Below are 9,587 nucleotides of genomic sequence, written 5' to 3'. Positions count from 1 at the left end.
AACAGATGGAAGACGAGATTCTGCCCCTCATGGTCCAGGCCGGCCTCCGCAGCTAGTGTCGTGAGCCGTTCCAGCCTGCAGTACCGCTGCGCGGGGACTCTCGGAACACTCTGCACCCGCATCCGCTGCGGGCAACCACACCTGCACTCTATAGAGAGGAACACCGAATGCCGCTGAGCGGTACAACAACGAGGCCAGTGTCGGCCGCCGCTCGCTTGCGTGAACTGATCGCGGGTGATGGGCTGGTTCATATTCCCGGGGTTCATGACCCCTTCTCGGCGCGGGTAGCCCAGGATCTAGGATTTGGTGCGGTGACCATCGGCGGCGGGGTTACCGTATCGGTCGCGTACCATGCGATTCCGGATATGACCATGATCTCCACCCGCGACATCATCGATGTCGCCCGGGGCATCACACGGGCAATTGACATTCCGCTCATCGTCGATTTCGACGACGGGGGAGGCAACCCACTCCAGGTACGTCAGGCGGTGCAGTTGGCGGAGGCTGCCGGTATCGCTGGCGTGATGATCGAGGACACGAACTTCGCCTACCCCAAGCACACGCCCCCCAAAGAGCTGGGGAACGTCATGCGGTTCGACGACAACCACCACTTGACACGTGATGCGGCTGTCCAGCGGGTCCGGGCAGCGGTCGAGGCGCGGCGGAATCCTGACACGGTCATCGTGGCGAGGACTGATAGTGCTCTGATATCGAAGGACGAGGCATTGTTGCGGATGCGGTTGTTCGCAGAGGCTGGGGCTGATGTGATCAAGCCAACCCATTTCGACTGGGAGGACGCTGCAGAAGCTGTAGAGGCATCATCCGGAGTGCCGGTGATGATGGTGCCCATCCGATTCGGCAGCGCAACACGCGAAGAGCGTGAATTTGCGCTTCAAAGCGGTGTAAAGATTCTGCTTGACCCGGTTCCTGTCTCTTACGCAATATACGAAGCAGCTATCAAGACGCTGACCGAACTCAAAGAAACTGGCATGGTTGACGCGGATTATTCCGGCACCGCCAAGACCGTCCAGGAAACCATTCGCTATCGCGAGTGGGGCGAGCTCGCGGTCCGCTATCAAGCATCGGATGCCGCGTCATGATTGCATTGCCGGCGGCGCTCAAATTTAGACCAGCGGCATTTATTGTGCTGTCATTCGGCTTGAGGGCTCCTCGCGACTCCCGTTACCGTATGCCTAAGCCAGCCGCGACAGCAACCGAGTACCCTTGCATCCAATCACGACTCGAAAATTTCGCCCTACGGAGGTCAACATTATGGAGTCAGTAATTGACACCCCGACCTGTGACACTGCTCATGCGTCAGAAGAAGCGCAAAAGTGGGTCGGCATAGCACGTTCGCTGGGGCCGCTCGTAGAGTCCGAGGTGCCGCAGGCCAACCAGGACAAGGTCATTACCGCAAAGGTCGTGCAGGCGTGGAAGGACGCCGGCCTGTATGGCGTCATGCTGCCAAAACACCTCGGAGGCGCGGGTGTGGACGCCGTTACCTATATCCAGATCGCGGAGGAGATCTCGCGCCAGGACGCCTCAGCTGGTTGGGTCTACGGTAACCATCAGACAGGCACCCTGTTCATCGGGATGCTTCTGCCGGCTGAAGCATTGCGGGAACTGATCGGCCCAAACGCAGACGGCGTCGCCTGCGGCTCGGGTGCCCCGCAAGGACCCTTCGGCACCGCAAAGCCAGTCGAGGGTGGCTATCTCGTCAAAGCGCCACCCAGGTTTTTTGGATCCGGCTCGCAGCACGCGACGCGAGTGGTTAGCCGGGTAGCCCTGCTCAATGAGAACGACGAGATGCTCATCGGCGAGGACGGGGAGCCCAATGTCGTCCATATTTGGGTGGACCCTAAGCACGTCGAGTGGAAGCACGATTGGGACCCGTCCGGTCTCGCCGGATCAGGCTCAGGTTCCTATCTAGTGAAGGAACACGTACTCGAGGAAAAGTGGATGGCAATCCACGACGGCACGGAATTTCCTAACGAGCCAGCTTTCACTCAGGGGTTTACATCGGTCACGACCCTGCACCATGTCGGCACGGGACTCGGCCTGGCGAAAAGAGCGATCGAGGAAATGGCGAAGTCCGCTCGAGGACGGCGTCGCGGAGTTGTGCCGTCGCTGGACGAGTATCCGCTCTTTCAAGCCGACTTCGTTCGGGTTGCTTCGCTGTACGAAGCGTCGCGCGCATTCATTCTGGACTCCTATAAGAACCTCTGGGAGGCGGCGGCAGAGCACCGTATGACTGAACTGCACACCGCACTGATCGAGCAAGCAGCACTTCACCTCTACCGGTCGCTTGATGACATCATCGCGACCGCATCGCTGTGGGCGGGTTCAGACGTGGTTGCGAAGGACGGAATTTTTGCTCGTCTTAACGCCAACGCCCGGATCGCAATGAACCACCTTTTGGTGGGTCCGCAACACGCCGTTCAGATCGCGCCCGCATTGCTGGAAGATTGGCAAGGTAGCTCTCGGCCTGTTCAAGGGAACAGTAATCATGACTGATTCGGCGAGCACGCTCGACCTATCACACAGCGATGTTGGCAGGGTGCCGTCTTCTTCCAGTCACCGTCCCCTCTAAAAATGAAGCTTCTTGGTCCCACCGCTGCTCGCCGCCCCCCTGGCACGGATCGATAAATAACCGCTCCACTCCAGCTGATGACGTATGGGACACTTTTGTCAGAGCTGTGGAATTCACTACCGAGGTCGGCGCCGGATGGATGAGCGTGCGGCGGCCGGGCCGGACAAATTGATTTCTGCATCATCCTTGGCGCCAATTACCTACTCCACAACGCTGGGCCTGAGCCCCTTGCTGGACAGGGCAACCGGAATGGAATTCCATCCGGATCTGCGTGTACCCGTGGCTGCAACCCGAAGCAATGGCGGCCAACAGTTACCGAGGACCAAAAGTCCCGCCCCTTTACCCGTTCGAGGAGAAAAATGAATCGCAGTACTGATGTTGTCATCGTCGGGGCCGCTCGTACACCGCAGGGCCGGCTGATGGGCCAGCTCGCACCGCTGTCCGCCGTTGAACTCGGCGGCGCCGCGATCGCAGGGGCGCTGGACAAGGCGAAGATACGTCCTGATGCCGTCGACGCGGTCATCATGGGACATGTCCTGCAGGCGGGAGCCGGACAGAACCCTGCCCGGCAGGCTGCCGTGGCAGGAGGCATCCCGTTGAGTGCTCATGCGGCTACCGTCAACAAGGTCTGCCTCTCCGGGCTCAGTGCCATCATCGACGCCAGCCGGATGCTGCGCCTGGGAGAAGCCGAGGTGGTAGTCGCCGGCGGCCAGGAGTCCATGAGCAACGCCCCGCATCTGCTGCGGGATTCCCGGGTCGGGCACCTTTATGGTGACGCTGCGCTGGTCGACTCCGCGGCCCATGACGGCCTCACGGATGCCTTCGACCATGAGGCAATGGGACTGGCCACTGACCGGGTCAACGATGCCTTAAGTATCCGTCGTGCCGACCAGGATCAAACCGCCGCCGACTCCCACCGCCGGGCCGCGGCTGCCCAGGCCGCCGGGCTCTTTGACGCCGAGATCGTCCCGGTCAAGGTGCCGCGGCGTCGCGGGGAAGCCGAACTCGTAGGAAGCGACGAGGGCGTGCGTGCCAACAGCACGCCCGAATCGCTCGCCGGACTGCGGCCTGCCTTCTCCCCAACCGGCACCGTTACCGCTGGCAACGCCTCCCCGTTGAACGACGGCGCCGCCGCCGTCGTCCTGACTACCCGCAGCTATGCAGAGAGCCATAGCCTCAGGATCCTCGCGACCGTGAGTTCCCCGGGGCAGATCGCGGGCCCGGACACCTCGCTGCCGGACAAACCGGCCCGCGCCATCAACAAAGCCCTTGAGACAGCAGGCTGGACCGTGGAGGACCTGGACTTCGTGGAGATCAACGAGGCTTTTGCCTCCGTGGCACTGCACTCGGCCGAGCAGCTGGGTCTCACCATGGACAAAGTCAACGTCAACGGGGGAGCGATCGCCCTCGGGCATCCCATCGGCGCATCCGGTGCCCGGGTGGTCGTCTCCGCCGTGCACGAGCTCCTGCGCCGCGGCGCTGGCAAAGCAGCCGTAGCACTGTGCGGCGGCGGAGGCCAGGGCGAAGCGCTGCTGCTATCCCGCTGACCTACTGCCTGCCCGGCAATTTCGCGGTCTGTCCACAGCTACGACCAGGAAGCGCTGGGTGAACCGTCTGTTGGACTCTTCCGCGTACTGTTGGGGAAGGCCTCAGGACGCATGTTGCGTCGATGTCCTCACGGGTGATCCCTCTTTGCTGGCACCGGTGAGTAACTCTGCAAGCACCTTGAGCATCTCGAAACGTGGCAGACATACGAGCGACGCATCGTGTGGATTCGTATCGCGGAAGAGGGGCACCTTACGCCAATGCTGCCCGAGGCGAGTTGGAAGATGCTGGCGGTCAGCCCATCGACGGCCTGGCGGCGGATTGATTCATCAGCATCGAACAGCCCGCGCAGGGCGGGCTGATTGCGTAGTCTGCGGTGCTGCGCCAGCAACCTTTTCTGAATTCCAGGGTGCCACTCAATGCGCTTCCGGAATCATCGGTTCGGCAGGCACGATCCGGTTCGAACGGAACGTGTGTGAAGCGGCGGATTAGGGCCATAAGCGCACCGCTATGGGAAAGGTCCACGTCTTAAGGCATCCGGATGTCGGACCGCCAATCGTCCGGGGATATACCAGGGGAGCAGACGGCATGGGTGTCAGATGAGGTGGGAAGTGAAGACTTGTTCCATGGAGACGGCGCTTCCAGCAATCGCCAGCTTTGACTTCGATACCAGCACGTGTCGGATTCCTTATACGAGTCATCGTCATTGCCGCGCGACGGCGCAAAAGCTGCCGAACCCGCCCGCACCCCAACGCCAACAGTCTCGGTCACCGGAGCCCTGGAGGAATGGGAAATGTCCAGGTGGTAACCCTGGAGAGAACCGCCTAATACCGCCGACTCCCTCGATGCGGCGGTAAATGGTCGGACTTGTCCCACAGGTCATCCGGGAGCCTTGATCATGACGTCATTGTATGAGGCCGCGTAGACGGCCCGGTGGAATTCCCGGTGCACCGTGCTCGTGTCCTACCCCCAGACCCGTGTGACGGGTAGAAGCTTCTGGGCTACTGCGCCCATTGCTGCGATATCAGGCCCTCGCTGGAGAGCCGGCGGATCGCTCCACGCAGGTGTAATGCTCATTTGCATCTTGTCGGCCAGCTCGTACTGGGAGATGCGCGAGCCCAGGGCAAGGCCCGCCGGAAAGGTCACCTCCGTGAGAGCTCCGCTGTCACGCATGGTGCGCCAGTCTCGGGACTCAGCAGCCAACCGCCGCTACAGACGGTCAAATCCCCACGATGATCTTCCCGACGTTCGCCCTTCAGCATGTCGATGAAGGCGGGGGCGTGGATTCGAACCCTGGGTCGCGGCGACCTGAGCAGCAACCGATCGGAAGGAACGGGGCGAGATCGTCCAGTTGCGGCAGGGACGACATCCCTGCCGCAACGCGCACGCCGCTGTGACATATGCTGCCGCGCACACGCGGAGAAAGACTTCACAGGTGCGACTGACAAGGCTGCCTGAGACTTTAGGCGCCGGCAACCTGGGGCAGCGGTGCTTCCTTACCCGTCTCCAGGACCTTGACCAGATCAGACCACAGCGCGTCCATATACTCACCGTCGAGTTCGGCCGCCCAGGAATCCGGAGCGACGTCGGTGATCCACTCGAACCGGCAGCGACCGTCGCCAGTGTCGAAGACCCGCATGGACCCGTGGTGATAGGTCGCCTTCCAGAACGCCGATTCGAGCACGGTGTAAGAAGCGTACATGTGCTCAGGGTCGATCGTGATGTTCAGTTCCGGCTGTTCGAGGCCTCCCGCGACGTCGGAGATCACGGTTCGCACAGGACCTTCGATGCGATTCTCCTTAATGAAGCTGAACACGCGGATGTCGGCTCGCATGAAGCGATCGACGATGTCCCAAGCGGCAGCCGGAGTGACGCTGAGGTTTGCTGCTTTCAAGATGATTGCCACGGGTGGCCCTTTCGATTGTCCCGTTGAGGCGGGGACTGGTCTGATCTGTGAAGTATTGGCTTTGGACGGACAGGGCTGCGGGTGGCTAAACCTGGGTTCTGCGCTCTGTCTCCCCATTTGCGTCTTGTTCCGGACGGCTGTGGTTACGGTTCGAGGCTTCCCGGTCCGTCACCGCGGCGCACCCCGTTGGTCACCGCGTCCGGCAGCTGCTTGCCCGGATCCATCGAGATCGTGCGGCTGTGGAGGTACTCGTCCACGGCCGTCGGGCCGTGTTCGCGTCCTATCCCTGACTTGCCGTACCCACCGAAGGGTGAACCCAGATCGGCGGTGACGGTGTTAACCGAGAAGGTCCCTGTCCGGATGCGCCGTGCGACCTCGAAGCCGTGGGCGTCGTCAGCGGTGAACACCGACCCCGCGAGGCCGTAGGGGCTCTCGTTCGCGATGCGGATGGCGTCTTCCTCTCCGTCGTGCGGGATGAGGACGGCGACGGGGCCAAACACCTCTTCGCGGGCGATTTTCATCCCGTTGTGAGCATTGGTGATCAGCGTGGGCTCGTAGTACCAGCCCACGGACATGTCGGCGGGCCGCTGACCACCAGTAGCCACCGTAGCTCCTTCACGACGGGCTTCCTCGACGAACGACTCGACGCGATCACGCTGCCTGGAGGTTACGAGCGGCCCGACCACCGTGTCCGGGTCCATAGGGTCGCCGATCTTGAGGGACGAGAACGCCTGCGCGAGCGCCTCGGCGTATTCGTTGTACTGCTCGGCCGGCACGATGAACCGGGTCCGCGCAACACAGTGCTGTCCCGAGTTGGCGCCGACGCTGCCACCGACCAGCGCGGGTACGACGTCCTCCAGCCGCGCGTCGTTCAGAACGATTGCTGCAGACTTGCCGCCGAGCTCCAGGAGGACCGGCCGCACCAGAGCACCACAGGCTGATGCGATCTTGGCACCGACCGCATCCGATCCGGTGAAGCTGACCATGTCGATGCCGGGGTGCTCGACCAAGTACGCCGACTCGGCCGGCTCGGCCGCAACGATGTTCACGACGCCGGGCGGGAGACCTGCTTCCTCGAAGATCTCCCCGTAGACGAACGTGGCAAGCGGGGTGGGCTCAGGGACCTTAATCACCACGGTGCAGCCTGCGATCAGTGCTGGCGCCAGCTTCTGTCCGATCGCCGGAACCGCGAAGTTGTAGGCGGGGAACGAGGCCACCACGCCAACGGGCTCCCGCACGACGAGGCTGTTGCCTGCCATCGGGACCGTGGGGCCGCCTGCTGATCCCCCGGTGAAGCTCGTGAGATCACTGATCCGGACTTCCTCGAGCTCCAGCGTTCGCCCTATCTCAGCGTAGTAGTTGAAGCTCAACACGGGCGCTACCGTCATGTAGTACTGCGAGAGGGGCATGGAACAACCCAGCTCTTCGGAGATCAGGGGCGCCAGTTCATGTTGACGCTTCTCGATGCCAGTGGCGATGCGAGTGAGGTAGTCCGCGCGCTCGGCAGGACTCATCCGGGGCCAGGGGCCGTCGTCGAAGGCCCGGCGCGCTGCCGCGACCGCCTCGTCAATGTCTTCGCGCGAGGCGGCAGGGACACGTCCGACGAGCTCTTCTGAGCGTGGCGAGATCACGTCGAAGCTACGGTCGGACTTTGCGGCGCGCCAGGCGCCGTCGATAAAGAAGGAATCGTGCTCGATCATATGAAACAATTGCCTTTCTTGACGGTGTTGCCGGCGTCGGCAGGTAGCGCGACGCCGGTGATGAACTTAGTGTGATTCCATGACAACCACACGACCGTGTCCGACACTTCGTTGGACACGATCCCCGGCAGGTCCGCCAGCGCGTTGAGGGACGCGAACGCGCCGCGGACATCGTCGACGCCGGGGATGTCAATGTCGGGCGCGGGCACGTCGGACAGCGCCTGGTACATAATCAGCGGGGGGGCGACATTCTGTACTTGCTCGAGTCCGCGCACGTCTCCTACCCCGGACACGATACGGCCGCCCAAGCACTCGACGAGCCGGCCCGTCTCCTGGAGACCGACCCGCGGTGCCGGGTCACAGTTTACCGTCGCGACGTCTTTGGAGCAGATGTCCAGGGCGATGATGTCAGCCCCCTACTGCGTCGATGCTGATGGCGTGTGAACGCAGTTGAGTGCGAGCAGCTCCCGTCCCAAATGCGACCTTGCTCTTGGGCAAACCCATGCCTGTTACCTCAGCCCTGTCTCATCATCATTGGCGTCAGGGCCCGCAACGCGAGCCATTCCTTAAAGCACTGCGAACACGTCATCGACTATTTGTCATGGAATCGAATTCATAGAATCGTAACCTGATGCCGGCGCGCAAGCAAGTGTCCGAGTTGACTCATAAGAACCTCGGGGGGATCGATGCGTTTGCCTCATTAGGAAATCCTCAGACTTGACGGGTGGCTCCTGGCCTCGCAGCAGCGTTGATTGTTGTGGATGGGGGTGACTATGGATGAGTGCCAGGCAGTGACGAAGAATCTGGCGTTGCGGTACCCGCGGACGGGAAGGTGAAGGGTCAGATCCTTACCGAGTCGGTGAACTTGATCGGCTGGCACCGGGACTATGCCCGGTCCGCGTTGCGCCAGGCGTTAAAGCCCCCTCGACCACGGACGGCGCGGCCTGGACGGACGCTGCCTACCCGGCGGATCTCCAACCGTCGCTGCGGGTGTCAGGGCGGCCGCCTGTAGCCGTCAGGCGTGAGAGCGATGTACGCACGCAGATATTGCGTTGAAGGACGCGTCTTGACTACGATGCCAAAGGCGCTCTAAGGAGAGTTATGGCTCGAGAACAAGGTTGCCCTGGTTATGGGGTCAAGAAAGGGTCGGCGCCAACACCGGGCCGCCGAACTGTCGGCGCCGGGCAGCGGTGTACCGAAAGCCGTCCTTGCCCGTGCCTATGGGATCAGCAGCGAGACGGTTTGCCCTTACCTGCGTCAGGCCAGGCTTGGAAGTGTAAGCGTTCAGAAGTCCGTTGCTCGCTGAACACTCAAATTGCGCATGGAGTTCGCTTTGTTGCGCCATTGACTTAAAAATGATGACTCCAGAGATTTCTGGGTCCAAAAACACAGGTGGTCAAAGATGACACAATCTCTATCGGCCGAGGCTCGTGCCGGTCGGTTCACATCGTTAGTTGCACTGGTCTTGCTCGGCGGTGTAACCGTGGACATTCAGTGGGGCACTCTCCCTCCGCTGGTGGGGGTGATGGCGGCTGAGTCCGGCCTGTCTGGGTCGGAAATCGGGTGGGTCCTTAACGCCATGATGGTCGGCAGTGCCATCTCTGTTGGCCTTACTGCACGTATGGGTGACATCTATGGGCATCGCAAGGTCCTTATCACGCTGACCGTCCTGGCTCTGCTGGGATGCGCGTTGGCTGCGACAGGTGATGGTTTTTGGCCTCTTGTAGCGGGCCGGTTCCTTTTGGGTTTCGCTGTTACCCTCCCACTGAGCTGGGGACTCCTGCGGCCACGTGCTACTGCACGCCAAGTCCGGATTGTTTCATTGGGGCTCTCGCTCGTGATGGCG

Annotated in this window: 7 protein-coding genes; 4 read left to right on the top strand and 3 right to left on the bottom strand. The window is 61.8% G+C overall.

Features of this window, described 5'->3' with window-relative positions; translation table 11 throughout:
- The first annotated feature begins 167 nt into the window (after window positions 1–167).
- The 3 genes from ARTSIC4J27_RS20055 to ARTSIC4J27_RS20045 all read left to right on the top strand — a co-directional run bounded on the left by ARTSIC4J27_RS20055 (window position 168) and on the right by ARTSIC4J27_RS20045 (window position 4,137).
- The gene (locus ARTSIC4J27_RS20055; RefSeq protein ID WP_050056977.1) at window positions 168–1,100 is read left to right on the top strand and encodes an isocitrate lyase/PEP mutase family protein; all 933 of its coding nucleotides are present in this window, start codon (window positions 168–170) and stop codon (window positions 1,098–1,100) included.
- A gap of 280 nt (window positions 1,101–1,380) precedes the next feature.
- Window positions 1,381–2,514, top strand: coding sequence for an acyl-CoA dehydrogenase family protein (locus tag ARTSIC4J27_RS20050; protein ID WP_235436790.1), 1,134 nt, complete (start codon window positions 1,381–1,383; stop codon window positions 2,512–2,514).
- Between the two features lie 435 nt (window positions 2,515–2,949).
- Window positions 2,950–4,137: an acetyl-CoA C-acetyltransferase gene (locus ARTSIC4J27_RS20045; RefSeq protein WP_050056975.1), complete on the top strand. Its 1,188-nt coding sequence runs from the start codon at window positions 2,950–2,952 to the stop codon at window positions 4,135–4,137.
- Window positions 4,138–5,597: 1,460 nt separating this feature from the next.
- On the opposite strand, the gene ARTSIC4J27_RS20035 is transcribed toward ARTSIC4J27_RS20045, so the two are convergent.
- The 3 genes from ARTSIC4J27_RS20035 to ARTSIC4J27_RS20025 all read right to left on the bottom strand — a co-directional run bounded on the left by ARTSIC4J27_RS20035 (window position 5,598) and on the right by ARTSIC4J27_RS20025 (window position 8,016).
- Window positions 5,598–6,041, bottom strand: a complete 444-nt coding sequence (locus ARTSIC4J27_RS20035) for an SRPBCC family protein (RefSeq protein ID WP_050056973.1) — start codon at window positions 6,039–6,041, stop codon at window positions 5,598–5,600.
- Between the two features lie 143 nt (window positions 6,042–6,184).
- Window positions 6,185–7,741, bottom strand: coding sequence for an aldehyde dehydrogenase (locus tag ARTSIC4J27_RS20030; RefSeq protein WP_050056972.1), 1,557 nt, complete (start codon window positions 7,739–7,741; stop codon window positions 6,185–6,187).
- Entirely contained in the window at window positions 7,738–8,016 is a 279-nt protein-coding gene (locus ARTSIC4J27_RS20025) for a hypothetical protein (RefSeq protein ID WP_050056971.1), read from the bottom strand. The genes ARTSIC4J27_RS20030 and ARTSIC4J27_RS20025 overlap by 4 nt, the downstream gene beginning before the upstream one ends.
- A gap of 1,127 nt (window positions 8,017–9,143) precedes the next feature.
- Here ARTSIC4J27_RS20025 and ARTSIC4J27_RS20020 point away from each other — a divergent pair.
- On the top strand, window positions 9,144–9,587 hold a 444-nt coding region (locus ARTSIC4J27_RS20020; RefSeq protein WP_152683725.1), incomplete at its 3' end, for an MFS transporter.

Source organism: Pseudarthrobacter siccitolerans, assembly GCF_001046895.1.
Lineage (GTDB): Bacteria > Actinomycetota > Actinomycetes > Actinomycetales > Micrococcaceae > Arthrobacter > Arthrobacter siccitolerans.
The sequence above is the reverse complement of the archived record's forward strand: the minus strand, read 5'-3'. Positions and strand labels throughout refer to the sequence as shown.